The following is a 25,424-nucleotide window of genomic DNA, read 5'->3' as shown; positions in this document are numbered from 1 at the left end:
AATGTCGGAAACCCGATCACTGATCGAACAGGCTGACTTCCGGGGTGATCTCCAGCAGTTCGTGCACCGGGCGGCCGCGGCGGCCGTCGATGGTCGTGGTGCGCACGACGCGCAACCGCGCGGTCACCGGCCGGTCCAGGTTCTCCTTGATCTCGTCGAGCAGATCCGGCGCGACCGCGCCCTGGATCGTGCCGCCCGATTCGCGTTCGAGGTAGAAGATCCGGCGCCGGGTGCGGACACCGTCCAGCCTGCCGCTGACCGTCTCGTAGCCGACGGCCTCCCGCGACTCGCGCAGACTCCCGGACAGGATCCTCGCCTGCTCGGTGGTCATGCTGCGGGTCAGTTCGTCGCCCGCGGTCGGGGTCAGCGCCATGCCGATCCCGGCGTGTTTGCTGACCGCGTTGACTATGTCGCTGACCGCGTTGCGGACGGTGTCGCGCTGCAGCAGCACCGCGTCCAGCGCGCCGTCGTCGGAGCCGTTGGCCGGCAGGAAGTCGCACAGTTCCTTGACCGCGCGTTCGGACAGCGACTCGATGCCGTCGTGGATGAGCGCGTCGTCGAGCGCCGGTTCGGGGAAGCCGAAGAAGATCGCGTTGCCCGCCTGGCCACGCTGGATCAGCGGCGCCTTCTCCCGGTCCGCGGGCTGGACGAAGGTCACCTCGCCCGACGGGTTGCGGATGATGTGCCCGATCTTCGCCGTCGCGTCCTGCAACGCGCGGCTGATGTCGGAGAAGGTGTACGCGTCCAGATGCGATTCGCCGAGCACGGACACGCGAAGCAGCGGCGAACGCGACGTCCGCTCGAACTTCGCGTACGCGGCCATCGCCGACGCGCGGGCGAGGTCGTCGAGCCAGGTGCCGCCGGGGATCTCGTCGGCGATACGCCGGAATTCGTTCCTCACCAGATCACTTCCGGAATTCCCCTGCCACCAGATGCCCACACTTCCTCCCAGATCTCCTCGTCGCCGGGGCGGCAGAGGAAACCGTCGAGCATGCCGCCGACGGGCTGGACCTGGTCGAGATACATGGCGGGCTGGCCGACGATGACCCCGCGCAACGTCAGCAGCCCGTACAGCGCCGAGCGGCCCGCGTCGTCGAGCCGTTTGAGCGCGCCCCATTCGTCCGGGATCAGCACCACGTCGAGTCCTTGCGGCGCGTGCGGGGTCCTCGCGGTCAGAGCACCGCCGATCCACGCGCGGCCGGTCGGCATGATCCGCCGGGCGACGCCCAGGTAACTGTTCAGGGCGCTGAACAGGATTTCACGGTCGTTCTGGTGCGGCGCGTCGAAGACCAGCCGCTCGTAGACATCGGCCAGATCGGCGGGATGGCGGCCCGGAGGCAGCAGGTTGTGCGGCGTCCAATAGGGGAGCGCCAATCGGAGCCTCCTTCGTGTGCCGGAGCTCTCGATCGAAGAAACGTACCCGGCGTCACGCTCACAGTGCGTAGCCGAATTTACCAGGCGGGTGTTAGCTGCCCTGCCCCGGCCGGTGCTCGGGTGTGCGCCCGGCGGGCGGCCAGTCGTCGTCACTCGGCCAGACCGGTTCGGGTTCCTGCCCGCCCTCGCCGTTGCGGGCGGCAGGTTCCGGCTGGTCCGGGTGGTGGGCCCGCACCGGTTCCGGCGTCAGCTGACCCTCGCGGTGACCTTCCGCCTCCTGGTCGTACGGCTCGTCGTCGTCCTCGATCCGCGCGGGCGGGAGGAACTGCGTCCGTTCGGTGGAGAGCAGCTCGGGCACGGGTTCGGGGTCCGGCTCGGCGGGAACCGCGATCGCGTGCTCCGGTTCGCGGGCCGCCGGTTCCCCGGCAGGCCGCTCACGTCGTTCGCCGCGCATCAGCAGCCAGGTGACACCGCAGCCGAAGGCGAACGAGATGAGCAGCCAGAGCCAGATCTGCCCGAAGAGCCAGAGCATCAGGCCATCACCTCTGTTCTGCCGTGATGTCGACGCGGCGGCCCTCGCCGCTCGCGCCGTCGGAGTTCCTGCGCTGGGTGGAGTACGCCTGGTCGCGTCCGACCCCGTTGCGCTCCAGCAGCCGCTCCACCGTCAGCGCCCGGTTCAGTGAAAGCTTCCTGTCCGAACCGGTCGCCACCTGCCCGGTGATCCTGAACCGCAGTGCGCGGGGTGCGTCCGTGAGCAGCTTCGCGATCTCCAGCGCGCCGCGTTCGCCGTCCGCGGTGAGTTCGGTGGTGTCCGGTTCGAACGTGATCGGCGTGGCCGCCAGCAGGCGGTCGATCTCGGCCTGGAACCCGGCCTTGTCCGTCGGCTTGGCCGGAGTCGGCGTGGGGGTGGGCGACGGGCTCGGCGGAGACGGCGGGCTCGACGGCTCGCCGCTGGTCGTCACCGGGCCCGCGGGCGGGGCGGTGTCGCCGGAGATCTCGACCGTCCGGACCCCGTCGATCCGCTGGATGGCGTCCATCGCCTGCGCGGCCTTGTCCGGCGGGAAACCGGTGAGGTTCGCGTCGCGGCCGGAGAAACTCACCTGGCCGCCGGAGACGCCGACGTCGGCGAGGGCGTTCTTCGCGCGCGCCGTCAGCTCGGCCTCTATGTCGTCCGAGGCCGACCAGACGGTGATCGCCGTCAAGGCGAGCGTGACCAGCAGCGCTGTAGGCAGCAAGCGGCTCCAGCGTGTACCGGGCATGAAGGGACTCTAAGCCGCGTACGGCCGGTTAGCGAACCGGCGCCGACCTGGGCGTAACCCGTTCGGGTGACGTCCCGAACGACCGAAGGGGCCCTTCCCCGCATCCGATGCGGTGAAGGGCCCCTTCGCGGCGCCAGATGAGGGGAAAGTCCCCTTCAGCTCGCGTGGTGGTGGATCTCCCGCAGTTGCTCGGCCTGGACGGAGACGCCCGCCGGCTCGATCTGCTCCAACGGGAGCAGCGGTGCGAGTTCAGGGCGCTTCGGGGACAGGCCGTCGCCCATGGACTCGCCCTTGAGCTGACGCCGGATCCACGGCAGCAGGTGCGCTTTCGTCCACTCGAGGTCCGAGCGGCGGGAGGTGATCCAGGTGCTCGGCTCCTCGGACGCCGGCCACGGCTCACGCCAGTCGTCGGCGACCGGGACGCCGAGGACCTCGGCCGCGCGCAGCGCGATCCGCCGGTGGGCCTCGGGGGTGAAGTGCAGCCGGTCGTCGCTCCAGGCGCGGCGGTCGTGCAACGGGGCCATCGCCCACATGTCGACCATCTTGGCGCCGTGCCGGTCGGCGATCGCCCACAGATGCGCGTTGTAGATGCCGACCTTCCCCCTCAGGACGTGCATCACGGACAGGTACTTGGTGTCCGGACCGTTGAAGATGAGCACCGGGATCCCGGCCTCGCGCAGCTTGGCGACCCCCGCCTCCAGCCGCGCGGCGACGGCGTCCACGTCCGCGCCGGGCACGATGATGTCGTTGCCGCCCGCGCACAGAGTGACCAGGTCGGGCTTCACCGCGAGGGCGATCGGGAGCTGTTCTTCGAGGATCTCGTCGAGCATCTTCCCGCGGAGGGCGAGGTTCGCGTACTGGAAGTCGGGCCTGCCTTCGGCCAGGATCTCCGCCAGCCTGTCCGCCCAGCCTCTGAAGGTGCCGTCGGGCAGGTCGTCGTTGAGTCCTTCGGTGAAGCTGTCACCGATCGCCACATAGCTGTCGAATCCGTACACGTTGGGTCCCCTTCCGTCCGTGTGCCCCCGGTGGTACTTGTACACCACAACTAACAGCTGAGAGCGCCCCTGCAATCCCACCTGGCCGAAACCCATGGCTCAGCCCGTTGACACAGTCTCTTATTCTCTCGGACGTCCATGCATCTCCATTATCGGGATGTACACTCCTGTGCTGCGAAGATTCCCCTCAAGTGGACGTAAACCGGACACGGTATGTGGCGAACGTCTCCCCGCCCGGGTGTTCGGGCTCATGGATCCGGCAGGCTGTAAGGGTGACCTCACGACCCCCGCGCGAGTCGCTCGCCCAGATCCTCGGCGGGCGACGTGGCGCCATCGACGCGAGCATCCCGCCCGCGGCCTTCGTCCTGGGCTGGCTGATCGCCGGCCAGTCGATCGCCTGGGGCGCCGGGGTGGCCATCGGGGTGGCCGTGCTGCTCGGCGTGTACCGCGTCGCGCGCGGTGACAAGGCCCGCGCGGTCGTGGTGAGCCTCGCCGCGGTGATCGCCGCCGCGCTGATCGCCCTGCACACGGGCCGCGCCGAAGACTTCTTCCTCATCCAGCTGCTGTCCAATGTGGCCAGCGCGCTGCTGTGGGCGGCCAGCATCGTGGTCCGGTGGCCGTTGCTCGGCGTCGTGGTCGGGCTCGTCATCGGGCAGAAGACCCGCTGGCGTCGCGATCCCGCGCTGCTGGGCGCGTATTCGCGGGCGAGCTGGGTGTGGGTCTTCCTGCAGTACACGCTGCGGGTCGTCGTGTACGGCTCGCTGTGGTGGAGCGGGCAGGTGGTCGCGCTCGGCATCGCGCGGACGGTGCTGTCCTGGCCGCTGGTCGCGGTGACGGTCGCCGTGAGCGGCTGGGTGCTGTACCGCGCGCTGCCGCCGGAGCATCCCGGTCTGCGGGTCCTGGAAGAAAACGAAGATCCCTCGGATTCCGAGCCCGGTGGGCTGCCCAGGACATAAGGCGGCCCCCGGCGAGGGGGGAGGGTCCGGGGGCCGGGTCCTACGGTACCCGGAGTTCGGCCCCGGAGTCGATGGTTTGGTCTTTTAGGGGTCGTTTTCGGTGTTTTTCCAGGATGGCACCGGCCGTGGCGCCCCTTCCCCGTACGCGTCGACGGCGGCGAGCCACGCGGCGCCGAGTACGCCGTCGGTGCTGGTCAGGACCTCGAGCCCGGCCAGTGCGGCGCGGACTTTCGCCCCGACCGGGCCGTCCGGCGACAACACGCCCCCCACCAGGACGATCGGTGTGGTCTCGCCGGGATCCCGTGCGGTCATGACATTCGTCACCAGGAGAGCGGCCGCGCGGGTGGTGATCTCGTCCGCCGCCGGGTCGTCTTCGCGGTAGGCCTCGCTGACGAACGGGGCGAACCTGGCGAGCCGGATCGGCGCTTCGGCGTTGGCGCTCGTGATGAGCGCGCGCCGCAGCGGTGCCCTGTCGCTCGCGGGGTCCACTGCGGACGGTCCGAGCGCTTCGGTGAGCACGGCGCGCGCGAGCGGGCCGAGTTCGCCGCCGCGGCCCAGCGCATCCAAAGTGGAGCGAACGGCTTCACGGCCGAGCCAGTAGGCCGAACCTTCGTCACCGAGCAACCAGCCGTAGCCGCCTACGGTGGAAACCATCCGCCTGCCGCGGACCCGGCCGGCGATCGATCCGGTGCCCGCCACGAGTACCGAACCGTCCGGCGCCGAAGTCGCCGACGCGTAGGCGACCTCGGGGTCGGGGACCGTCCGCACCGTACCGATCCCCGCGTCCCTCCAAGCGGCCTCGAAGATCTCCGCGACAGCGGGATCACTCAGCTTGCTGACGCCCGCCATGCCGACGACGCACGCCGCTGTCGCGGCCGGGTCGAGCCTGCCCAGCGCGCCGGTGATCGCGCTCGCGATCCGCGCCGCGGCCACATGCGGCGGATGGGAGTTGGGATTCGCCCCACCCGCGTGCCCGGTGCCGAGGACGGCGCCGGAGGCGTCGACGACGATCGCTCGCGTCGACGTGCCTCCGGCGTCCACACCTACACAGTGCCCTCCGCCGCCTCCGCAGGGGAGAGTACGTCGGCGGTGACTCACCGGGTCTTGGTCACCTTGAGCAGCCCGCGCGGGCTGTCCGGGTCACCGCCGCGCGCCAGCGAAAGGCCGAGCGCGATCCGCTGGATGGGCAGGATCTCCAGGATCGGGGCGACCTCCTCGGCGGAAGGCGCGACACCGATCCGCAGCGCCGCGGGGACGTCGGCCGAAGCGGAGCCCACCGCGAGCACATCCGCGCCACGCTTGCCGACGGCCTCGAGGACCTCTTGCATCGCGCCCACTCCGTGTCCCTGGCTCGTCACGGCGAGCACGGCGGTCTCACCGTCGACCGCGGCGACCGGGCCGTGCAACAGATCCGCGCCGCTGTACGCGCGGGCCGCGAGGTAGCTGGTTTCCGCCAGCTTCAAGGAACCTTCCAGCGCCGTGGCGTAGGAGTAGCCGCGGCCGGTGGTGAGCACCCGGTCGACGAAGCGGTACCGGTCCACCGCGCGCTGCACGCCTTCGACGGAGCCGTCGAGGGTCTGCTGTGCGAGCTCGCCCAGCTTCTCCGCGTCCTCGCCCTTGCCGCCGCGGACCGCGTCGATCAGAAGGTAAAGCGAAAGCAAGGTGGCCGAGTACGTCTTGGTGGCGGCCACGGCCTTTTCCAGTCCCGCGCCGATGTCGACGCCGAGTTCGGCGGCGGCGCGCAGCGGCGAGGACGGGGTGTTGGTGACCGAGACGGTCAGCGCTCCCTGGCGACGCGCGGTTTCGGTGACCTCGATGAGATCCGGGGAGCCACCGCTTTGGCTTACTGTGATGAAGAGAACGTCCCGCAGATCGGGACGGGCGCCGTACAGAGTCGCGGTGGAGGGCGAGACGAGACCGCAGGGGAGACCGAGGAGTACTTCGATCAGGTACTTCGCATACAGGGCGGCGTGGTCGCTGGAGCCGCGGGCGGCGAGCAGTGCGAACCTGGGCGGGCGCTTGGAGATGGCTTCGGCCACCTCGGCGATTTCGGCCTGTCGCTCCACGATTCCTGCCAGAATGGCGGGTTGCTGGGAGATCTCCGCGGCCATGTGCTCGCCGGGGCGCTGTTCGGTCATCTCGTTCCCTTCCACCGGGACGTACTTCGTCCCCCGAGTAGGTCTAGACCAATGCTAGCCCGAATGGACGTTTGTGGTGAAGGGTACGTTTCTTAGCGGGGACGGTGCGCGTTCGAGTGGGAAGGCTTAGGGAGTCGGTCATGTTGGAGACAACCACCGCGAGTGAGGCGGGCGCTACGGCAGGGATGCGCGGGCAGCGCGAACCCAAGTACTGGGCGCTGAAACAGCATTTGCTCGATCTGCTCGACGCGTTGCCGCCGGGCTCGCCGATTCCGACGGAACGGGCACTGGCGGGAGAATTCACCGTTTCGCGCACCACGGTCCGGCAGGCGCTCGCAGACCTCACCGCGGAGGGCAGGCTCCACCGCGTGCAGGGCAAGGGCACCTTCGCCGCCGAGCCGAAACTCGCGCAACGCCTGCAGTTGTCGTCCTACACCGAGGACATGCGCAAGCAGGGCCTCAAACCGTCGTCCAAGCTCCTGGAGATCGACGAACTGCCGGTCGAAGCCGATCTGGCGAAACTGCTCGGAATCCGGGTCGGCGCGAAGATTCTTCGCCTTCGCCGTCTCCGGCTGGCCGATTCGCAGCCGATGGCGCTCGAGACCACGCATCTCCCACTCGGTCGTTTCCGTGGTTTGCGCAAACACGTTTCCGCAGGTGGCTCGCTGTACGCCGTGCTGAGGGAGCACTACGGCGTCGAGCTGGAAAGGGCCGAGGAAACGATCGAGACCGCCCTCGCCGGACCCCACGAAGCGGAGATGCTCGGCGCCGACGTCGGAATGCCGATGTTGCTCCTTTCGAGGCATTCCTTCGCCACCGACGGAAAACCGGTCGAGTTCGCCAGGGCGATCTACCGCGGTGATCGTTACAAGTTCGTCACGACACTACTTCCCTGACGAGTCAGGTAATTCCGGGAAAGATCGCTTTCCCGGAATTCATGCCGATTTCGCGGTGGCCCGGTTCCGGTCGTCGTGATTCAGTCGTCCCATGACTGACACGGCGGCGGGGATTCGGTGGGGGACGCCGGTGGCGCGCGGCGTGCTCGCCACGACCATCGTGGGCTCGGGCATGGCGATGCTCGACGGGACGATCATCAACGTCGCGCTCCCCAGGATCGGCGAAGAACTCGAAGCGTCCGTCGCGGGCCTTCAATGGATCCTCGACGGCTACCTGCTCGCACTCGCCGCGCTCATCCTCGTCGCCGGATCGCTCGGCGACCGCTACGGCCGCCGCCGCATGTTCGTCGTCGGCGTCGTCTGGTTCGGCGCCGCCTCCGGGCTGTGCGCCGCCGCGACGACGACCGAGATGCTCGTCGCGACACGGATCCTCCAGGGCATCGGGGGAGCTTTGCTCACGCCCGGCTCGCTCGCGATCCTCCAAGCGTCCTTCGCCCACGACGACCGGGCCCGCGCGATCGGCGCCTGGTCCGGCCTCGGCGGGATCGCGGCGGCGGTCGGCCCGCTGCTCGGCGGCGTCCTCGTGCAGGTGTGGTCGTGGCGGTTGGCGTTCCTGATCAACCTGCCGCTGGCCGTCGTCTGCGTCCTGCTCGCCCGGCGCTACGTGCCCGAGTCCCGCGACGAGGAGGCGACCGGGCATCCCGACTTCCTCGCGGCCGCCGTCGGCGCGATCGGGCTGGCAGGGCTGACCGGCGCGCTGGTCGAAGCGCCAGGACGCGGCCTCGGTGATGCCGTCGTCCTGGTCGCCATCGTGCTCGGCGTCGCGGGGCTGGGAGCGTTCCTGGTGATCCAGCATCGCTCGGCCGACCCGCTGGTGCCCCCGAAACTGTTCCGCGACCGGACGTTCAGCCTCGCCAACGCGTTGACCTTCGTCGTCTACGCGGCACTCGGCGGCGTGATGATGCTGATGGTCATGCAGTTGCAGGTGTCGCTGGGCTATTCGCCGACCGCCGCCGGACTCGCCGGGCTGCCGATCACCGTCATCATGCTGCTGTTCTCCGGCCGGTCGGGCGCGCTCGCGCAGAAGATCGGGCCGCGCACGCAACTGGTCGCCGGTCCGATCCTGGTCGGCGCCGGAATGCTCCTGTTGATGCGCGTCGGGCCGGGATCTTCGTATCTGGGATCGGTGCTGCCCGCCGTCGTCGTGTTCGGTGCCGGGCTGGCGACGGTCGTCGCGCCGGTGACCGCGACGGTGCTGGCCGCCGCGCCGGACCGGTACGCCGGGGTCGCCTCCGGGGTCAACAACGCCATCGCCCGGTCCGGTGGCCTGCTCGCGATCGCCGTGCTGCCCGCCGTCGCCGGACTGTCCGGCGCCGCCTACACCGATCCGGTGGCGCTGACGGCGGGCTGGCGGACGGCGTTGCTGGTGTGCGCGGCGCTGGCGATCGGGGGCGGGCTGATCGCGCTCGGCATCCACAACGGTGTCCTCGACACGCCTTCCGCGAATGACACCACGGACACCGGCGAGTCGCCGCACCCCGGTGAATGTCTCCACTGCGGGGTCGACTCGCCGCCGACGCACGTCCGGCCGGCCGGGCACGCGAGCTAGGCCCCCGATCACGCGTGTCCAGACACGGAACTCGCGTGCTTGAAGGCGGAACTCGCGTGATCCGGCTGCAAGCACACGAGATCCGGCTTCAGTCACGCGAGATCCGGCGAACCCGCCACGTCAAGCCAGCAGATCGGCCAGCGTCGCCGGGTCGAGGTTGCCGCCCGAAACGACCGAAACGACCTTGCCCGGAGGCAGCGCGTCGCGGTGGGAGAGGAACGCGGCGGTCGCGGTGGCGCCGCTCGGCTCGGCGACCAGCCGGGCACGGTGCGCCAGTGTCCGGACGGCCTCCCGGATCTCCTCCTCCGAAACGGTGATGACGTCGTCCAGTACCGCCTGGAGGTGGGCGAAGGTCAGGTCCGACGGCTGGGCGCGCAGGCCGTCGGCGCTAGTCCGCGCCCGCAGGTCCATCGGCCACTCGATCCGCCTGCCCGCGCGCAGGCCCTCGGCGGTGTCGCCCGCCAGTTCCGGCTCGACGCCGACGACCTTCGCGCCGGGGAGCAGCGCCTTGATCGCCGTGCCGACTCCCGAGGCCAGCCCGCCGCCGCTGAGCGGGACGAGCACGACACCGGCGTCCGGCAGGTCTTCGGTGATCTCCAGGCCGACGGTGCCCTGTCCGGCGATGACGTCGCGGTGGTCGAACGGCGGGATCATGGTGAGCCGCCGTTCGTCGGCGACGGCGAGCGCGGAGGACTCCTGGGCGTCGATCGGGACCTCGATGACTTCGGCGCCGAGCGCCTTGGTGGCTTCGACCTTGGCGCGCGGGGCGACGTCCGGGATGAGGATCACCGCGGGAATCCCGAATCGCTTCGCCGAGTACGCGACCGCTTGCGCGTGGTTGCCGCTGGAAAACGCTACGACGCCTCGAGCGCGCTGATCTTCGTCCAGTGCGGCGATCGCGTTGTAGGCGCCGCGCACCTTGAAGGCGCCGATCGGCTGAAGGCTTTCCGGTTTGAGCCACAACGGCGCCCATGCTTGTTCCAGTAACGGTGTGCGCACCGCGACGCCTTCGACACGGCTCGCCGCGTCGCGGATTTCCTCGATCGATACCAGGTCCATACGGCCGATTATGTCAAGGAGTTGCGAACCGTGGACAGTCCTTTTTGGACGGACGACGTGGCGCTCCTCACGCGCGGACAACGAAGGGAGCATCCCGTGCGCCTTATTCGTTAGGACGGGTGAGGACCGACTAGCTGCAGAACAGGATCATGACCAAGGCGACCTCGGAAAAGACCGAAAAGACGGAAAAGCAGGGCCGGATCATCCAGGTGACCGCGGCCGCGATGGCCGCGATCACCGCGGCACTGCTGGGTTCCACGCTCGGCGTGGCCGGGACGGTGGCGGGCGCCGGGCTGGCGAGTGTGATCACGACACTCGGCGGCGAGCTGTACCTGCGTTCGCTTCAGCGGACGAAGGACGCGGCGCTGAAGGCACGAGTGGTGCTGACCGTGCCGGGACGGCGCCGGGTGCTCGACGTGGGCGAGCAGGAGACCGTCCGGTTGAAGCCGTCCGAGGACGAAGAGAAGCCGTCCGGGCGGAAGTTCAAACCGCGCTGGGCGGTGATCGCCGGCGTCAGCGTGGTGGCCTTCGCGGTGGCGCTCGTCGCGATCACCGGCTTCGAGGGCGCGACCGGGAAGACCTTCGGCGGCGGAACCGGGACGACCATAGGGAAGATCATCGGCGGCGGACAGGCCCAGGAGCGGCAGGAGAAGCACGACACCCCGCCGGCGACGTCGCCTTCGGAGACTCAGGACAACCAGCCCGAGACGACGCCGTCGACCACGCCGACCCCGTCGACGACGTCAACGGCTCCCACGACCACGCAGGCGCCGCCGACGACGCCGTCCACGACGCCTTCGACGTCCCAGGCGCCCCCGACCACGCCCTCCGCTCCCGCCTCGAACACCCCCGTGCCCTGACCCTCTCCGCAATTCGGCACCTGGTTGCGGTAGTTCGCATCCCCGACTACCGCAACCAGGTGCCGAATTGCGTCAGGAGAGGGCGGCGCGAAGCGTGCGAGCGGCCGCTTCGGGGTCTTCGGCCTCGGTGATCGCCCGGACGACGACGATCCGCGACGCCCCCGCGTCCAGCACCTCGGGCAGCCGCTCGGTGTCGATCCCGCCGATCGCGAACCACGGCCGCGTCGTCCCGGACGCGGCCGTCGAGCGCACCAGGTCGAGTCCCGGAGCGGACCGTCCCGGCTTCGTCGGGGTCGGCCAGCACGGGCCGGTGCAGAAGTAATCCACGCCGGGTTCTTCGGCGGCGGCCTCGGCCTGTTCGGCCGAATGGGTGGACCGGCCGATCACCACGTCGTCCCCCAGCACGCGGCGCGCCAGCGGCACCGGGATGTCGTCCTGGCCCAGGTGCAGCACGTGCGCGCCGACGGCGAGCGCGACGTCCGCGCGGTCGTTCACCGCCAGCAGCTTGTCGTGCTTTTCGCACGCCTCGGCCAGCACTTCCAGGGCGGCGATCTCGTGTTTCGCCTCGATCGGGGCGCCGCCGGTCTTGTCCCTCAGCTGGATGATGTCGACGCCGCCGGCCAGCGCCGCGTCGGCGAATTCGGCGAGATCGCCGCGGCCGGACCGGGCGTCGGTGCAGAGGTACAGGCGGGCGTCCGCGAGCCGGGCGCGGATCAGCGAACCAGACAGGGTGGGCATGGCGGCGACGGTACCCGCGCGCTACGGTGGGGTGGTCCGCACGGGAGCCCGAGGACGGGCTGAGAGGGAGCCGGGACCGCTCCGACCGTGGAACCTGATCCGGGTCATGCCGGCGCAGGGAGCGTGCGTCTTTGAATGACACAAGCATGGCAGAACTTTCCGTGGTCGGCGGCGGGGTCATCGGCCTCTCGGTCGCTTGGCGCGCGTCCGCGCGCGGTCATCGCGTCACCGTGTACGACCCCGAGCCGGGGCGCGGCGCGTCGTGGCTCGCGGGCGGCATGCTCGCGCCGGTCACCGAGGCCTGGCCCGGCGAGGAGGACGTCCTCACCCTCGGCGAAGCGTCGCTGCGGCGCTGGCCGGATTTCGCCCGTGAGCTGGCCGAGGAGGGCGTCGATCCGGGTCTTTCGCCGCACGGCACGCTCGTCGCCGCGTTGGACAGCGCCGACGCGGGCAACCTCGAAATGCTCGCCGTGTACCTCACCGAACTCGGCCGTGAGGTCGAGCGGCTGACCGGCCGCGAGGCCCGCCGCGCCGAACCCGGTCTCGCCGGATCCGTCCGAAGTGGACTCCTGGTGCCCGGCGATCTGGCCGTGGACAACCGAAGGCTGCTGCACGCGCTCGAACACGCCTGCGGCCTGCACGGCGTCGAGTTCCGCCACGAGACGGTGACCGATCTCGAAGATCTCGAAGGCGGCGTCGTCCTCGCCGCGGGGGCCTGGACCGGACGGCTGCACCCCGCGCTCGCCGGCGCTGTCCGGCCGCTGAAGGGCGAGATCCTCCGCCTGCGGCCGCGACGGGGTTGCCTGCCGCCACCGAAGAGGACGGTCCGCGCGATGGTCGAGGGCCGCCCGATCTATCTCGTCCCTCGTGACGACGGTCAGCTCGTGCTCGGCGCGACCCAGTACGAGGCCGGTTTCGACGAGACCGTCACCGTCCGAGGCGTGCGTGAGCTGCTCGAAGGCGCGGAGCGCGTCTTTCCGGGCATCGCCGAGTACGAACTCGTCGAGACCGCCGCCGGGCTTCGCGCGGCGAGTGTCGACACGATGCCCTTCATCGGTGAGCTGGGCGAAGGCGTCTTCGCCGCGACAGGTCACCATCGCAACGGTCTCCTGATGGCCCCGGTCACCGCGGACGCCGCGGTCGCCTGGCTGGAGGGCGGGCCGTTGCCGGACGAGGTCGTGGCGGCGGCGCCGTCGCGGCGAAGCGAGGAGCGGGTGTGATGGAGATCCAGGTCAACGGCCAGTGGCGCGAATTCCCCGACGGGACCACCGTCGAAGGCGTGCTGGAGGCGCTGGGCACGGCGACACAGGGCGTCGCGGTCGCGGTGGACGGCGTTGTCGTCCGGCGCGGCGAATGGCCGGAAGCGGTGGTGCGCAAGGGCGCCAGCGTCGACATCCTCACGGCTGTGCAAGGAGGCTGACATGAATGGTGACGACCTCGTGATCGGCGAGCACAAACTCTCGTCGCGGCTGATCATCGGCACCGGCGGCGCGGCCAACCTCGCCGTGCTGGAACGCGCGCTGGTGGCGTCCGGTACGGAACTGACCACCGTCGCGATGCGCAAGGCCGACGCCGAAGGCGGCTCCGGCGTCCTCGAACTGCTCAGGCGGCTCGGCATCCGCCTGCTGCCCAACACCGCCGGTTGCCGGACGGCCGCCGAAGCCGTCCTCACCGCCCAGCTCGCCCGCGAAGCGCTCGAAACCGGCCTCGTCAAGCTGGAGGTCCACGCCGACGACCGCACGCTGCTGCCGGACCCGTTCGAGACCCTCGAAGCGGCCGAACGGCTCGCCGCGGACGGCTTCACCGTGCTCGCGTACACCAACGACGACCCGGTACTGGCGCTGCGGCTGGAAGAGGCGGGCTGTGCGGCGGTGATGCCGCTCGGCGCGCCCATCGGTACCGGTCTCGGCATCCGGAACCCGCACAACATCGAGCTGATCGTGTCGCGCGCCGGAGTCCCGGTGATCCTCGACGCCGGTATCGGCACGGCTTCCGACGCGACGCTGGCGATGGAGCTCGGTTGCGACGCCGTCCTGCTTTCCACCGCCGTGACCAGGGCCGCGGACCCGGAACGGATGGCGTCGGCGATGCGGGCCGCGGTCACCGCCGGGCGGCTGGCCGCCGGCGCGGGCCGGATCCCGCAGCGGTTCTGGGCGCACGCCTCGAGCCCGCCTCGATAACCCTTTTGTACGGTTCACGGCCTTGACGGCGAGTACGCCCCCGGAGCCCGTATGGTTGACGGCACTTTCCGGCAGGCGCACCCGCCGCCGTGTACCCAGAGGAGCCAGTGGTGACCACGTCAGCGGTCCAGGACGTTTCGGGCAGGTTGTTCCTGGCGGTGGGCAGGTTGTCCCGGTCACTGCGCCAGGCGGGCGTGCCCGGCCCCGGCCACGGCGCGATCTCGGCGCTCGCCACGCTCGTGCACTACGGCCAGCTCCGCCTGGGTGATCTCGCGGCGAAGGAAGGCGTCGCCGCGGCCACCATGTCGAGGATCGTCGCTTCGCTGGTCGAAGCGGGCTACGTCAGCCGTGAGTCGGACCCGATCGACAGGCGCGCTTGGCTCGCGGAGGCCACCGAAGAAGGCGAGAGGCTGGTTTCCGGCGTCCGGTCGACGCGCGTGAACGAACTGGGCAAACGCCTCGAACGGCTGAGCCCGGAGCATCAGGCGGCCCTGGCGGCGGCTCTTCCCGCGCTCGAAGCTTTGATCGCGGACTGAATTCGGATGGTCAGGCGCAGCCTGTCCGTTGAGGGTGGCGGTGGGGCGGGGGCCAGTACACCTAGGCGTTCTGGCGTAGCTCCGCGACTTCGGCACGTAGGGCGCGGAGCTCGTCGAGGATCTCTTTGTTCGCCTGGGCCTGGGTTTCGGCCTGCTTCGCCTCTTCCTCGCGGATGTCCTGGCGAAGCTCGTCCTCCATCCCGCTGACCACCACGGCGATGAAGAGGTTCAGCACCGCGAAGCTGGACACGAGGATGTAGACCACGAAGAACACCCAGGCCATGGGTGCTTCCTTCATGATCTCCTTGGCGATGTCCGGCCAGGCCTCACCTGTCATCACCTGGAACAGGGTGAACAGCGAAGTGCCGAGGTCGCCGAAGTTCTCCGGCGAGATCGCGCCGAACAGTTTCGTCGCCATCACGCCCGCGACGAAGATGATCAGCGCGAGGAGCGCTGCGATCGAAGCCATGCCGGGGATCGACGCGAGCAGGCCGGTGACGACCTTCCGCATCGACGGCACGACCGAGATCAGCCGGAGCACCCGCAGGACCCGCAACGCCCGCAGCACCGCGAACGGGCCGGTCGTGGGGATCACCGCGATGCCGACGACGATCAGGTCGAAGATGTTCCACGGATCGCGGAAGAACTTCGCGCGATAGGCGTAGAGCTTCGCGCCCAGTTCGAGGACGAAGATCCCGAGCGCGACGTAGTCGACCGTGTGCAGCAGCGGTCCGTACTCAGCGACCATCCTGGTCGAGGTCTCCAGGCCGAGGGTGACGGCGTTGAAGACGATCACCGCGATGATGAAGTTCTGGAAGCGGCGGTCTTCGACGACCCTGGCCACCGTTTCGCGTCCGATCACGGCGCAGATCGTAACCGGACGTGTGCTCAGTGCTCCGGCGCAAGCCGCCAAAACGCCGAAACCGGACCGACCTTCGCGCCCATCGGGTAGGCGTTTTCGACCGCGTGTGAAACGAACCACTTGCCGTAGCGGGCGGCCTCCACGACGGACATCCCCTTCGCGAGGCCGGCCGTCAGCGCCGACGCCATGGTGTCCCCGGCGCCGTGCGTGTGCTGCGTCGCGAACCGCTCGCCCGGCAGTTCGACGAACGTGGAGCCGTCGAAGAGCACGTCGACGCATTCCGGGTCGGAGACGAGGTGGCCGCTCTTCACGAGCACGTACTTCGGCCCGAGCCGATGCAGGACGACGGCCGCCTGGTGCATCTGTTCGCGGGTGGTCACGGTCATCCCGGTCAGCAGGCGGACCTCGTCGAGGTTCGGCGTGAGGACGGTCGCGCGCGGCAGGAGTTCGTCGCGCAGCGCCACCAGCCCGGCTTCGTCGAACAGCGGATGTCCGTGCATCGAGGCCGCGACCGGGTCGACCACGAACGGCACCTTGGCGTCGCGGCCGATCTCGGCCTTGTCGCACGCCGCGGCGACGGCGTGGATGATCTCGGCCGAGGCGAGCATGCCGGTCTTGGCCGCGTTGACGCCCATGTCGGCCGCGACCGCCTCGATCTGCCCGGCGACGATCTGCGCCGGGATGTCGGTGCGGTCGTGCACACCGAGGGTGTTCTGGACGGTCACGGCGGTGACCGCGACCAGGCCGTGCACGCCACAGGTGAGGAAGGTGCGCAGATCCGCCTGCAGACCGGCGGCGCCGCCGGAGTCGGAGCCTGCGATGGTCAGCGCCGACGGCGGGCTCGACGGGCTCGACGGGCTCGGGTTTTCGGTCATGGGGTCATTTTCCACATTGGGGCTCGTGAGTGGTAAGGACGGTTCTAACCGTCCTTACCACTCACGAGGTCAGTGCCTACCGCAGCTTCCAGAACGGCGACACCGGCCCCACGCCCGCCCCCAACGGATACGACTCCGCCACGCACCGCTCGATGAACCGCTTCCCCTCGGCGACAGCGGTCGGCACGTCGGCCCCCTTCGCCAGCGAAGACGTGATCGCCGAAGCCATCGTGTCCCCGCCACCGTGAGTGTTCCGGGTATCGAAGCGCGGCCCGCTCAGCTCGACCCAGGATTCGCCGTCGGACAAGAGGTCCACGCAGTCCTGGGCCGCGTCGAGGTGCCCGCCTTTCACCAGCACCCACTCGGAACCGAACTCCAGCAAGGCTTCCGCCGCTTCCCGCTGGGTCGCGGGCCCGGTCACCTCCACGCCGGTCAGCAGCCGCACCTCGTCCAGGTTCGGCGTGATCAGCGTGGCGCGCGGGAAAAGCTCGGTGCGGATCGCCTCCAGCGCCTCCTCGCGCAGCAACGCGTGCCCGGTCATCGAAGCGGCGACAGGATCCACCACGAACGGCGTACCCGAACGTCCGATGTGGACTTCGTCGAGTGTCTTCGCGACGGCGCCGATGATCTCCGCGGTCGCGAGCATCCCGGTCTTCGCCGCGTCGACGCCCATGTCCGTGGCGACGGCTTTGATCTGGCCGGTGACGACGTCGACCGGGATCTCGCTGAAGCCCTGAACGCCGAGAGAGTTCTGCACGGTGACCGCGGTGAGCGCGACCATCCCGTGCACGCCGTTGGCGAAGAAGGTGCGCAGATCGGCCTGGATGCCCGCACCGCCACCGGAATCCGATCCGGCGATGGTGAGGGCCGTCCTGGGTGTCGCCGTCACTGATCGAGCACCGGCAGGTACACCTTGTTGCCCTGCTCGGCGAACTCGTTCGACTTCTCCTCCATACCCGCCTCGATGGCCTCCACAGTGGACAATCCGTGTTCCTCGGCGTACTTGCGGACGTCCTGGGTGATGCGCATCGAGCAGAACTTCGGCCCGCACATCGAGCAGAAGTGTGCCGTCTTCGCCGGTTCCGCGGGCAGCGTCTCGTCGTGGTACGAGCGCGCGGTGTCCGGGTCCAGTGACAGGTTGAACTGGTCGTTCCAGCGGAATTCGAAGCGGGCCTTGGAAAGCTCGTCGTCCCACTCCTGCGCGTACTGGTGCCCCTTGGCGAGGTCGGCGGCGTGCGCGGCGATCTTGTAGGTGATGACACCGGTCTTGACGTCGTCGCGGTTCGGCAGGCCGAGGTGCTCCTTCGGCGTGACGTAACAAAGCATCGCCGTGCCGTACCAGCCGATCTGCGCCGCGCCGATGGCGGAGGTGATGTGGTCGTACGCCGGCGCGATGTCGGTCGCCAGCGGGCCGAGGGTGTAGAACGGTGCCTCGCCGGTCAGCTTCTCCTCGAGTTCGACGTTCTCCTTGATCTTGTGCATCGGCACGTGACCGGGGCCTTCGATCATCACCTGGACGTCGTGCTCGCGGGCGATGTGCGTGAGCTCGCCGAGGGTCTCCAGTTCGGCGAACTGCGCGCGGTCGTTCGCGTCGGCGATCGAGCCGGGCCGCAGGCCGTCACCGAGGGAGAACGTGACGTCGTACTCGCGCAGGATCTCGCAGAGCTCGGCGAAATTGGTGTACAGGAACGATTCCTTGTGGTGCGCGAGGCACCACGCCGCCATGATCGAGCCACCGCGTGAGACGATGCCGGTGACCCGGCGCGCGGTCAGCGGGATGTAGCGCAGCAGCACCCCGGCGTGCACGGTGACGTAGTCGACGCCCTGCTCGCACTGCTCGATGATGGTGTCGCGGTAGACCTCCCACGACAGCTTTTCCGGCTCCCCGTTGACCTTTTCCAGCGCCTGGTAGATCGGCACGGTGCCGACCGGGACCGGCGAGTTGCGGATGATCCACTCGCGCGTTTCGTGGATCCGCTTGCCGGTGGAGAGGTCCATGATCGTGTCGGCGCCCCAGCGGGTGGCCCACACCATCTTGTCGACCTCTTCCTCCACGGAGGACCAGACGGCCGAGTTGCCCATGTTGGCGTTGATCTTCACCAGGAAGTTCTTGCCGATGATCATCGGCTCGGTCTCCGGGTGTTTGCGGTTGGCGGGGATCACCGCGCGGCCGCGTGCGACCTCGTCCCGCACGAATTCCGGCGAGCAGCGCTCGCGTGCCGCGACGTATTCCATCTCGCGGGTGATGACGCCCTGTTTCGCCCAGCCGAGCTGGGTGTTGTGCTCACGACCGTCGGCCCAGCCGGCGCGCAGCCGATGGAGTCCACTGTGGACATCGATCTGCGCGTCGTCGTCGGTGTACGGGCCGGAAGTGTCGTAAACGTCGAAATGCTCGCCGTTCGAAAGATCGATCCGCCTCGCGGGCACCCGGAGGCCGGATTCCGTCTGGTGGTAGACCTTCCGTGAACCGGTGATCGGTCCGGTGGTGACGGTCGGCGTGATGGCAGACTCGTTCTCAAGAGTCGTCAACGACGTTCACTCCCTACGCCGGCATTACCCGGTCAGGTTCATGCGGTCGGCGGCGCCCAAGCCCTTCAAAAGGTCTCAGCCCCTAGAAAGACTCCAGCCGCCCTCTCAGCCCGCCATGGCGCGAGCTCCCGCGGTTGTTTGGTTGTGCCCCGACCATGCCACGCCGGGGCCGGATCAATCAACCCGCCCTCGGGTGGTGACTTGTCGACAGTGTTGGTGGTTCACCGGTTCGGGTCCTGTGCGCGCTGGGGATTCACGACAGAATCCCGAGGGTTCTGCACCGTTACAGAAGTCTGGGGTGGATATGCGAAAACTCATGTTCCCCGCGCTGGCGGGCGTGCTGATCGCGGGGCTGGTCCCGGCGGTGGCCGCGGCGCAGGGCGGTGAGGCGCCGGGAGCGCCCGGCGCCCATCCGAGCTGGCTTCCGGCGGACAAGACCGGCTTCGGCACCGCCCGCGAACGTGCCAGCAACGTCTGGTTCACGCTGCAGGGTGGCCGGATGTCCGAGGTCTACTACCCGGATCTGTCGACGCCGAGTGTGCGGGCGCTCGATCTCGTCGTCACCGACGGGACGAGCTTCGCCACCGTCGATTCCTCGGCCAAGGCGCAGCGGGTGCGCCGCACCGGCGGCCTCACCTACGAACAGACCATCACCGACGACCAGCGCCGCTGGAAGCTCCGCAAGACCTACGTCACCGACCCGGCGCGCACGAGTGTGCTGATCGACGTCGACTTCGTCTCGCTGACCGGCCGTCCGTACCAGGTGTACGCGGTCGCGGATCCCGATCTCACCAACGAGGGTTCCGACGACTCCGCGCGCTCGAACGGCACGAGCGCGACCGCGTCCGACGCGAAGACCGCGGCCGCGCTGGCCGCGGAACCGGCGTTCTCACGCACTTCCGTGGGTTACGCGGGTGCCTCCGACGGCATCGCCCAGCTGACGAAATCCTTCAGGCTCAAGGATTACGCGACCGCGGCCAAGGGAAACGTGCTGATCACCGGGCAGACTTCCGCCGACGGTGTCCGCTCGCGGGACTTCACGCTTTCGCTCGGCATGGGCGCGAAGGACTCCGACGCGCTCGCGAACGCGGAAGCCTCTCTGCGGCGTGGATTCGCCGACGTCGCCCGCGCGTACGATCGGGGCTGGACACAGTATCTCCGCCGGGTGAAGGACGCGCCGTCGTCCCTCGAGACCAAGCGCGAACGGGACTTGTACCAGGCGTCCGTGCTCATGCTCGCGGCGAGCGAGGACAAGATCCATCAAGGGGCGCTCATCGCGTCGCCGAGCATGCCGTGGCGATTCGGGAACAACGACCCGGAGTGGTCGCCGTCGGGCACGTATCACCTGGTCTGGCCGCGTGACCTCTACCAGATCGCGACGGGTCTGCTCGCCGCCGGCGACCGCGACGCCGCCGACCGGTCGGTGGACTACATGTTCGGCACGCAGCAGTTGCCGGACGGGCACCTGCCGCAGAACAGCCATGTCGACGGCACGCCGTACTGGACGTCCATCCAGCTCGACGAGACCGCGCTGCCGATCGTGCTCGCGCAGCAGCTCGGCCGCACCGACGCCAAGACCTGGCGGGGTGTGCGCAAGGCGGCGGAATTCCTGTTGTCCTACAAGGCGGACAACGGGCACGCGTCGCCGTACAGCCAGCAGGAGCGCTGGGAAGAGCAGGACGGCTACTCGCCCTCGACGATCGCCGCGGTGATCGCCGGGCTGGTCTGCGCGGCCGACATCGCCAAGGCGAACGGCGCCGATGCCGACGCGCGGCGCTACCTCGCGACCGCCGACGCCTTCAAGACGGAACTCGCCCGGTGGACGGTGACCACGAACGGTCCGCTGTCGAAGGACCCGTACTTCGTCCGGCTGACCAAGGACGGCGACGCGAACAACGGCACGAAGTACAACCTGGGTAACTCCAGCGTGACCATGGACCAGCGTGCCGTGACCGACGCCGGCTTCCTCGAACTGGTGAGGCTGGGCATCTACCGCGCCGACGATCCGGTGATCAGGAACAGCGTCAAGGTCACCGACGCCGACATCGCGTTCACCACCCCGACGGGTCAGTTCTGGCACCGGTACACGAAGGACGGGTACGGCGAGAAGGCCGACGGCTCGCCGTGGGACTACACGTTCCCGGCCGAAAGCCGGACCACCTTCGGGCGGCTGTGGCCGCTGCTCGCGGGTGAACGCGGCGAGTACGACCTCGCCGCCGGTGACCGGGGTACGGCCGCGAAACGGCTTCGCGACCTGGGGCGTGTCAGCAGTTCCGGGGACACGATGCCGGAGCAGGTCTGGGACGAGAACGCGCCTTCGGGACAGACGGGCTTCCCGCCGGGCACTCCGACCGCGTCCGCGACGCCGCTGGCCTGGACGCACGCCCAGTACCTCCGGCTCGCCTGGTCGGTGCAGGCCGGGAAGGTGATCGAGCAGCCGCGCGTCGTGCGGTGTCACTTCCTGGGCTGCTGACCTCGCGTCTCGTGAGTGGTAAGGACGGTTAGAACCGTCCTTACCACTCACGAGGGCTAGGCGCTGAAGGTCAGTCGCCGGCGCTCTCGGCCCGCGCCTCCGGCAGCCACGAGTTGCCCGGAACACCCCACTTGTTCGCCTTGAGCATCTTCTTCGCCGCGCGGGCGTGACGCCCGACCAGCCGGTCGAGGTAGATGAAGCCGTCCAGGTGGTCGGTCTCGTGCTGCAGGCAGCGCGCGAGGTAGCCGGTGCCTTCGACCTCGATCGGATCGCCGTCGACGTCGAAGCCGGTGACCTTCGCCCACGAAGCGCGTCCGGTCGGGTACGACTCGCCGGGCGCCGACAGGCAGCCTTCCCAGTCGTCGTCCGGATCCGGCATCGTCTCCGGGATCTCCGATGTCTCGAGCTTCGGGTTCACCACGACGCCCTTGTGGTGCGTGCCCTCGTCGTCGGGGCAGTCGTAGACGAACACGCGCAGGTCGAGGCCGATCTGGTTGGCCGCGAGGCCCACCCCTTCGGCGGCGTACATGGTCTCGAACATGTCGTCGACAAGGGTGCGCAGCTTGGCGTCGAACTCGGTGATCTCCCGAGTCGGGTTGTGCAGCACGGGCTCGCCGGCGATCACGATGGGATGGACGGTCACGCGCGCAGTTTAGTCGGACCCTTCTGGTACACCCTTACCCGTGACGCGCCGACGCCGATACCGAGGCCGGGCGCCGCATCCGTGGTCTAATGGCGCCGCGGAATGACAAGCCTGTGGTTTCACGCCCGCCGAGCACTGACCTGATTGCGAGGAGTCGGATGGACGCCGCGGAGTCGATGGCTGAGCCCGACCAGCCGTCCCCGTCGGAGACCGTGAACGGCCTCAGCGAGCGCGAGCTCGAAATGCTCGCGTTCGAACGGCAGTGGTGGAAGTACGCCGGCGCGAAGGAACAGGCCATCCGTGAACGCTTCTCTATGTCGTCGACGCGCTACTACCAGTTGCTGAACCGGCTACTCGAGAAGACCGAAGCCATGCAGGCCGATCCGATGTTGGTGAAGCGCCTGCGAAAGACGCGAGCGGCCCGGCAGCGCAATCGCGCGGCCCGGCGACTGGGGATCGATCTCTCATGAGTCTGTTTTCGGGCCTGTCCCGGCCGATGAAGGCCGCCGGACTGGCCTTGGTCGGTGTCGCCGTGATCGCCGCCGTGATCGGCGGGATCACCCTGACCAGCGGCGGCGGTGACTCGGACACCGCCACACCGCCCGGCACCACGCCCACCACTTCGGACGGCGCGCCCCAGCCTTCGTCCCCGGCACCGGGCTCGCCTTCGGCCAGCACGCCGCCCGCCTCGTCGGCGCCGCCGTCGAGCGCGCCCGCGAGTTCCGCGCCGCCGGCGAGCCAGCCCGGTCAGACCGGCGGGCCCGGTCCGGGCCAGCCTGGTGGCGATCAGCAGGCGTCGCACAAGTGGGTGACGGTGCGGGTCTACAACAACAGCACGATCCAGGGCCTCGCCGAGCAGGCCGCGAAGGACTTCCGCGCCTCCGGCTGGAACGTCTCCGAGGTCAAGGGCTATCCCGGCAGGCTCCCCGAGACCGTGGCCTACTACCGGCCTGGCACCGACGAGGAAGCGGCCGCGAAGGCGCTGGCGCTGGAGTTCGGTTTCCGCGCCGAGCCGAGGTTCGAGGAGATCAAGAACATCGGCCCTGGCGTGATCGTCATCCTCACCAAGGACTACAAGGCCAACGACAAAGACGGCTCCTAGAAGTACATGAAGGCCCCCTTCCTTGCGCCTGGCGCAAGGAAGGGGGCCTTCATGTACTTCACACCTGGGTCTGCGCGTAGGCCTCCAGAGCCGCGAGCTGGGCCGGGTCGAGGGACGGCCGCACGGTCTCGGCCGCCTTCGTCAGATGCGCGGCGGTGACCTCCTTGGCCTCCAGCGACTCCCGCATCGCGGTCAGCGCGGCCTCGCGGATCAGCGCCGCGCAGTCCGCCGCCGAGTAACCGTCCAAAGTGGCCGCGTACGCCGCGAGGTCCACATCGGACGCGAGCGGCGTGTTCTTGGCGCTGGCGGCCAGGATCGCCTCACGCGCGTGCGCGTCCGGCGGCGGGACGTAGACGCGGCGCTCCAGCCGCCCCGGCCGCAGCAGGGCCGGATCGACCAGCTCCGGCCGGTTCGTCGCACCGAGGACGACGACCTCGCGCATCGGCTCGACACCGTCCAATTCGGTCAGCAGGGCCGCGACCACCCGGTCCGACACGCCGGAGTCCGACGACTGGCCGCGGCGCGGGGCGAGCGCGTCGATCTCGTCGAGGAAGATCAGCGACGGCGCGGCCTCGGCGGCACGGCGGAAGAGTTCCCGCACCGCGCGCTCCGACTCGCCGACCCATTTGTCCATCAGTTCGGCGCCTTTGACCGCGAAGACGTTCAGCGCGCCGGTGCCGGCGAGCGCGCGGACCAGGAACGTCTTGCCGCCTCCGGGCGGCCCGTACAGGAGCACGCCGCGCGGCGGATCGACGCCGAGGCGGGCGAACGAGTCCGGGTAGCGCAGCGGCCACAGCACCGCCTCGGTGAGCGACTGCTTGACGTCGGTCATGTTGCCGACGTCGTCGAGAGTCAGCCCGCCGGTCGCCAGATTGTCCGAAGTGGACATCGAGATGGGACGGACGGTGGTCAGGGCGTCGAGCAGATCCTGCTGGGAGATCCGCGGCTCGTCGACGTCACGCTGCCGCAGCGCGGCACGGAGGGCGGCGTCGCGGCGGAGCGCGACGAGGTCCGCTGCCACGAAGCCGGGGGTGCGCTCGGCGATCGGGCCGACGTCGACGCCGGGCTCCAGCGGGGCGTCGCGCAGGAGCACGCGCAGCAGTTCCGTGCGGGTCTTCGCGTCCGGGAGCGGCAGGCCGAGTTCACGGTCGAGCAGGTCGGCGGCACGCAGCCTGGGATCGGTGGACTCGGCCCGCCCGGTGGTGGCGACGACAGCGAAACCCTTGTTGCGCAAGGCTTTGCGCAGATCGTCGAGGACGACCGTCGCGAGCGGCGGCGGCTGGGACGCGGGCAGCAGCGCGTCGATGTCGGTGATCAGCAGGACGGCGGGGTCTTCGTCGCGGGTGGCCTGTTCGATCGCCTCACGCAGCCGCGCCGCGGCCACGTTCGGGTCGAGGACGGCAATGTTCGGCGCCGCGAGCGACACCACCCGCACCTTCTCGGCCTGTGCCACGGCGCGGACCAGCGTCGCCTTCCCGACGCCTTCCGGCCCGGACAGCAGGACCCCGAGATGCGCCGACGTCCCGAGTTTCGCCAGCAGTTCCGGGCGGTGGAAGGCCAGGTCGAACCATTCGGCGAGCTTGCGTGCGGCCGATTCGGAGCCGGCGAGGTCCGACAGAGGTGGCACGGACTCCTCGGCGACTTCGTCGATCCGCTCGTCTTCGACGATCTCGGCGTCGATGAAATCCTCGTGCGGGGTGGCGGGCGTGCTGCGCACCAGCGTCGTCCCGGCGCGGGCCGGTGCGGCGGCGGGCGCGGCCTCGCCGGTGCGGGCGCCGTCGCGCCAGCTGACCACCGTGGACGGTCCGACGGCGACCGGTCCCGACGGCTCGGTGGCGGTGACGGTGAGCAGCTCGTTCGTCCACGTCATGCCGATGGCGCGGGAAAGCCGGCCGCGGACCGCGGAGACGTCGGAGCCCGGCGCGGGCGCGAGATCCTGGGGGAGCAGGGAAACGGCGTCGCCGACGGTCAGCACCTTGCCGATCAGGGCGAGCCGCAGGGTGTGCGGGGAGAGCGACACGCTCGCGATGCGCGAACCCGCCACGGTGACCGTTTTCGCGGCCGACACCTCCGCCGGCGCGACGACCACTTCCGACCCTTCGGTCACGCCGAGGTTCGACATCGTGACGTCGTCGAGGAGGATCACGCCCGGGATCCCCTCCGCGTCCGACGGGGCGGCCAGCGCCGAGCTGACCCGCGCACCGGTGACGCGGACGGCGTCCCAGGCCATCAAGCCGAGCGCGTCGAGGACTTCGGGGTGCAGCCGGACGACGCCGCGGCGGGAGTCCAAGGCGGACGGGGTGTGCCGGACGGTCAGCGTGATCTGGGGTGCGCTCACCC

Annotated in this window: 26 protein-coding genes and 1 riboswitch; of the genes, 11 read left to right on the top strand and 15 right to left on the bottom strand. The window is 69.6% G+C overall.

Annotated features, from left to right (window positions below):
- Positions 1–16: 16 nt before the first annotated feature.
- The 5 genes from H074_RS28045 to H074_RS28025 all read right to left on the bottom strand — a co-directional run bounded on the left by H074_RS28045 (position 17) and on the right by H074_RS28025 (position 3,628).
- The gene (locus H074_RS28045; protein WP_007033450.1) at positions 17–901 is read right to left on the bottom strand and encodes a hypothetical protein; all 885 of its coding nucleotides are present in this window, start codon (positions 899–901) and stop codon (positions 17–19) included.
- Positions 898–1,374: a DUF6932 family protein gene (locus H074_RS28040; protein WP_007033449.1), complete on the bottom strand. Its 477-nt coding sequence runs from the start codon at positions 1,372–1,374 to the stop codon at positions 898–900. The genes H074_RS28045 and H074_RS28040 overlap by 4 nt, the downstream gene beginning before the upstream one ends.
- Positions 1,375–1,465: 91 nt before the next feature.
- Positions 1,466–1,906 carry a hypothetical protein gene (locus tag H074_RS28035; RefSeq protein WP_007033448.1) on the bottom strand — a complete coding sequence of 147 codons (441 nt, stop codon included), beginning with the start codon at positions 1,904–1,906 and terminating at the stop codon, positions 1,466–1,468.
- A 7-nt stretch (positions 1,907–1,913) separates the two neighbouring features.
- On the bottom strand, positions 1,914–2,633 hold the full coding sequence (locus tag H074_RS28030) for an OmpA family protein (protein WP_235096903.1): 720 nt from the start codon (positions 2,631–2,633) through the stop codon (positions 1,914–1,916).
- A gap of 155 nt (positions 2,634–2,788) precedes the next feature.
- Complete coding sequence (locus H074_RS28025; protein WP_007033446.1) at positions 2,789–3,628, bottom strand: SGNH/GDSL hydrolase family protein; 840 nt, start codon at positions 3,626–3,628, stop codon at positions 2,789–2,791.
- Between the two features lie 272 nt (positions 3,629–3,900).
- Between H074_RS28025 and H074_RS28020 the strand changes: the two genes are divergently transcribed.
- Positions 3,901–4,584 (top strand): DUF3159 domain-containing protein, encoded by a 684-nt coding sequence (locus H074_RS28020; RefSeq protein ID WP_007033445.1) that lies wholly within the window; start codon positions 3,901–3,903, stop codon positions 4,582–4,584.
- Positions 4,585–4,668: 84 nt separating this feature from the next.
- Here H074_RS28020 and H074_RS28015 read toward each other — a convergent pair whose 3' ends face one another.
- Both H074_RS28015 and H074_RS28010 read right to left on the bottom strand, forming a co-directional pair.
- Positions 4,669–5,625 (bottom strand): N-acetylglucosamine kinase, encoded by a 957-nt coding sequence (locus H074_RS28015; protein WP_007033444.1) that lies wholly within the window; start codon positions 5,623–5,625, stop codon positions 4,669–4,671.
- A 53-nt stretch (positions 5,626–5,678) separates the two neighbouring features.
- A complete protein-coding gene (locus H074_RS28010; protein WP_039923573.1) occupies positions 5,679–6,722 on the bottom strand; it encodes an SIS domain-containing protein in 1,044 nt (347 codons plus the stop codon).
- Between the two features lie 140 nt (positions 6,723–6,862).
- On the opposite strand from H074_RS28010, the gene H074_RS28005 reads away from it, so the two are divergent.
- Together H074_RS28005 and H074_RS28000 are read left to right on the top strand one after the other, a co-directional pair.
- Entirely contained in the window at positions 6,863–7,618 is a 756-nt protein-coding gene (locus tag H074_RS28005; protein WP_005160527.1) for a GntR family transcriptional regulator, read from the top strand.
- Between the two features lie 91 nt (positions 7,619–7,709).
- The gene (locus H074_RS28000) at positions 7,710–9,227 is read left to right on the top strand and encodes an MFS transporter (protein ID WP_039923545.1); all 1,518 of its coding nucleotides are present in this window, start codon (positions 7,710–7,712) and stop codon (positions 9,225–9,227) included.
- Positions 9,228–9,347: 120 nt separating this feature from the next.
- Here H074_RS28000 and H074_RS27995 read toward each other — a convergent pair whose 3' ends face one another.
- A complete protein-coding gene (locus H074_RS27995; RefSeq protein ID WP_007033440.1) occupies positions 9,348–10,286 on the bottom strand; it encodes a threonine ammonia-lyase in 939 nt (312 codons plus the stop codon).
- A gap of 149 nt (positions 10,287–10,435) precedes the next feature.
- Here H074_RS27995 and H074_RS27990 point away from each other — a divergent pair, with 149 nt between their 5' ends.
- Positions 10,436–11,146, top strand: a complete 711-nt coding sequence (locus tag H074_RS27990; protein WP_007033439.1) for a hypothetical protein — start codon at positions 10,436–10,438, stop codon at positions 11,144–11,146.
- A 72-nt stretch (positions 11,147–11,218) separates the two neighbouring features.
- Here H074_RS27990 and thiE read toward each other — a convergent pair whose 3' ends face one another.
- The gene (gene thiE, locus H074_RS27985) at positions 11,219–11,884 is read right to left on the bottom strand and encodes a thiamine phosphate synthase (RefSeq protein WP_007033438.1); all 666 of its coding nucleotides are present in this window, start codon (positions 11,882–11,884) and stop codon (positions 11,219–11,221) included.
- 30 nt (positions 11,885–11,914) lie between these two features.
- Positions 11,915–12,022: riboswitch (TPP riboswitch) on the top strand.
- 8 nt (positions 12,023–12,030) lie between these two features.
- Here thiE and thiO point away from each other — a divergent pair.
- The 4 genes from thiO (at position 12,031) to H074_RS27965 (ending at position 14,600) form a co-directional block, all read left to right on the top strand.
- Positions 12,031–13,104: a glycine oxidase ThiO gene (gene thiO / locus H074_RS27980; RefSeq protein ID WP_007033437.1), complete on the top strand. Its 1,074-nt coding sequence runs from the start codon at positions 12,031–12,033 to the stop codon at positions 13,102–13,104.
- On the top strand, positions 13,104–13,304 hold the full coding sequence (gene thiS, locus H074_RS27975) for a sulfur carrier protein ThiS (protein ID WP_007033436.1): 201 nt from the start codon (positions 13,104–13,106) through the stop codon (positions 13,302–13,304). Before thiO ends, thiS begins: the two co-directional genes overlap by 1 nt.
- A gap of 1 nt (position 13,305) precedes the next feature.
- Positions 13,306–14,064: a thiazole synthase gene (thiG, locus tag H074_RS27970; RefSeq protein WP_007033435.1), complete on the top strand. Its 759-nt coding sequence runs from the start codon at positions 13,306–13,308 to the stop codon at positions 14,062–14,064.
- A 110-nt stretch (positions 14,065–14,174) separates the two neighbouring features.
- Positions 14,175–14,600, top strand: a complete 426-nt coding sequence (locus H074_RS27965; RefSeq protein ID WP_007033434.1) for a MarR family winged helix-turn-helix transcriptional regulator — start codon at positions 14,175–14,177, stop codon at positions 14,598–14,600.
- 61 nt (positions 14,601–14,661) lie between these two features.
- Here the strand turns inward: H074_RS27965 and H074_RS27960 are convergent, their stop codons facing one another.
- The 4 genes from H074_RS27960 to thiC all read right to left on the bottom strand — a co-directional run bounded on the left by H074_RS27960 (position 14,662) and on the right by thiC (position 18,866).
- On the bottom strand, positions 14,662–15,462 hold the full coding sequence (locus H074_RS27960; protein WP_007033433.1) for an ion transporter: 801 nt from the start codon (positions 15,460–15,462) through the stop codon (positions 14,662–14,664).
- A gap of 26 nt (positions 15,463–15,488) precedes the next feature.
- Complete coding sequence (thiD, locus tag H074_RS27955) at positions 15,489–16,337, bottom strand: bifunctional hydroxymethylpyrimidine kinase/phosphomethylpyrimidine kinase (protein ID WP_007033432.1); 849 nt, start codon at positions 16,335–16,337, stop codon at positions 15,489–15,491.
- Positions 16,338–16,413: 76 nt separating this feature from the next.
- Complete coding sequence (gene thiD / locus H074_RS27950; RefSeq protein ID WP_007033431.1) at positions 16,414–17,226, bottom strand: bifunctional hydroxymethylpyrimidine kinase/phosphomethylpyrimidine kinase; 813 nt, start codon at positions 17,224–17,226, stop codon at positions 16,414–16,416.
- A complete protein-coding gene (gene thiC / locus H074_RS27945) occupies positions 17,223–18,866 on the bottom strand; it encodes a phosphomethylpyrimidine synthase ThiC (RefSeq protein WP_007033430.1) in 1,644 nt (547 codons plus the stop codon). Before thiC ends, thiD (H074_RS27950) begins: the two co-directional genes overlap by 4 nt.
- A gap of 304 nt (positions 18,867–19,170) precedes the next feature.
- Here thiC and H074_RS27940 point away from each other — a divergent pair, with 304 nt between their 5' ends.
- Positions 19,171–21,339 (top strand): glycoside hydrolase family 15 protein, encoded by a 2,169-nt coding sequence (locus H074_RS27940; RefSeq protein ID WP_007033429.1) that lies wholly within the window; start codon positions 19,171–19,173, stop codon positions 21,337–21,339.
- A 70-nt stretch (positions 21,340–21,409) separates the two neighbouring features.
- Here H074_RS27940 and H074_RS27935 read toward each other — a convergent pair whose 3' ends face one another.
- Positions 21,410–21,982: a peptide deformylase gene (locus tag H074_RS27935; protein ID WP_007033428.1), complete on the bottom strand. Its 573-nt coding sequence runs from the start codon at positions 21,980–21,982 to the stop codon at positions 21,410–21,412.
- A gap of 158 nt (positions 21,983–22,140) precedes the next feature.
- On the opposite strand from H074_RS27935, the gene H074_RS27930 reads away from it, so the two are divergent.
- Entirely contained in the window at positions 22,141–22,452 is a 312-nt protein-coding gene (locus H074_RS27930) for a DUF3263 domain-containing protein (RefSeq protein ID WP_007033427.1), read from the top strand.
- On the top strand, positions 22,449–23,084 hold the full coding sequence (locus H074_RS27925; RefSeq protein ID WP_007033426.1) for a LytR C-terminal domain-containing protein: 636 nt from the start codon (positions 22,449–22,451) through the stop codon (positions 23,082–23,084). Before H074_RS27930 ends, H074_RS27925 begins: the two co-directional genes overlap by 4 nt.
- Before the next feature lie 58 nt (positions 23,085–23,142).
- On the opposite strand, the gene H074_RS27920 is transcribed toward H074_RS27925, so the two are convergent.
- The gene (locus H074_RS27920; RefSeq protein WP_007033425.1) at positions 23,143–25,422 is read right to left on the bottom strand and encodes an AAA family ATPase; all 2,280 of its coding nucleotides are present in this window, start codon (positions 25,420–25,422) and stop codon (positions 23,143–23,145) included.
- Between the last annotated feature and the right edge of the window lie 2 nt (positions 25,423–25,424).

This window comes from Amycolatopsis decaplanina DSM 44594 (assembly GCF_000342005.1).
Classification (GTDB): domain Bacteria; phylum Actinomycetota; class Actinomycetes; order Mycobacteriales; family Pseudonocardiaceae; genus Amycolatopsis; species Amycolatopsis decaplanina.
Note: the sequence above shows the minus strand (reverse complement) of the source record. Positions and strands in the feature narration are given on the sequence as shown.